At 68.1% G+C, this 1,306-nt stretch carries 1 protein-coding gene and 1 pseudogene; both read left to right on the top strand.

The features are described 5' to 3' along the window. Positions 1-214 (top strand): annotated as a pseudogene (locus B2W70_RS07560) (DSD1 family PLP-dependent enzyme); the annotation flags it as partial. A 55-nt stretch (positions 215-269) separates the two neighbouring features. Further along, positions 270-1,306, top strand: a 1,037-nt coding sequence (locus tag B2W70_RS07555; RefSeq protein WP_286744408.1) for a neutral/alkaline non-lysosomal ceramidase N-terminal domain-containing protein, incomplete at its 3' end; no start/stop codon positions are given.

Raw genomic sequence — 1,306 nt, 5'->3', positions numbered from 1 at the left:
ATCGCCCGCGGGGCTGCAAGCCAGCGGCCTGATCGGGCCGTCTTCCAACCAGCAGCTCTTTCTGGGTTCGGGCCGGCAAGGCCTGCAACCCGACGACCTCGTCTTCTTGCGCCCCACGCAAAGCGAGGCGGTGCTTCAACAGTTCGGCGACATCGCCGTGGTCGAAGGCGACCGCGTGGTGGCGATGTGGCCGGTGTTCCCCGCGCGCGGCTGACGACCGATGCGCCCGACCCCAGGCGGCCAGAATCGGCCATAGAGTGTAGAAAAGCATGCCTTTTTCTGAAACCAAACGCACCCAGGGCACCAGCCAGAAGCGGCGCACGCCACGCGCCACCCGCACCAAACACCTGGCCCCGGCGCTGCTGCTGTGCGCCGGCCTGTTCGCTTTCAACGCTGCCGCGCACGCGCAAAGCTGGCGCGTGGGCGTCGGCATGAGCGACGTCACCGGCGAAGCCGCCGAGGTCGGCATGATGGGCTACGCCGAGCTCACGCAAAAAACCAGCGGCATCCACCAACGCCTGCGCGCCCGCGCCTTCATCACCGAAGACCCGCGCACGCAGCGCTCGGCCGTCATCGTCGTGACCGACACCGGCCTGGTGACGCAGGCCGTGCACCAGGCAGTCATGAAGCGCCTGGCCGCGAAGTTCGGCAACCGCTACACCGAGCGCAACGTGATGCTCACGGCCACGCACACGCACGCGGGCCCGGGCGGCTACTCGCATCACGCGCTCTACAACATCACCATCCTGGGCTTTCAGCAGCGCACCTTCAACGCCATCGTCGACGGCATCGTCGAGGCCATCGAGCGCGCGCATGCCCGGCTCGCACCCGGCGAGGTGCGCCTGAACCAGGGCGAGCTCACCAACGCCAGCCGCAACCGCTCGCCGCTGGCCTTCCGGCTCAACGCCGCCGAAGACCGCGCCCACTTCCCGCAAGAGATCGACCCGCTGATGACGGTGCTGAGCTTTCGCCAGGCCGGCCAGGACATCGGTGCCTTGAGCTTCTTTCCGACGCACGGCACCAGCATGACCAACCGCAATACGCTCATCAGCGGTGACAACAAGGGCTATGCCGCCTGGCACTGGGAGCACGACGTCGCGGGCGTGCGCCACCTGCACGACGCGCAGCCCTTCGTGGCCGGCTTCGCGCAGACCAACCCAGGCGACCTCACGCCCAACCTCAACGCCAAGCCCGGCAGCGGCCCCACCGAAGACGAGTTCGAGAACACACGCCTCATCGGCTTGCGCCAGGCGGACAAGGCGCTGGCGCTGTCTCAGAGGGCCAGCGAGGCCCTGGGCGGTGACAT

Source organism: Aquabacterium sp. UBA2148, assembly GCF_002328915.1.
GTDB lineage: Bacteria > Pseudomonadota > Gammaproteobacteria > Burkholderiales > Burkholderiaceae_C > Aquabacterium > Aquabacterium parvum.
Note: the sequence above shows the minus strand (reverse complement) of the source record. Positions and strands in the feature narration are given on the sequence as shown.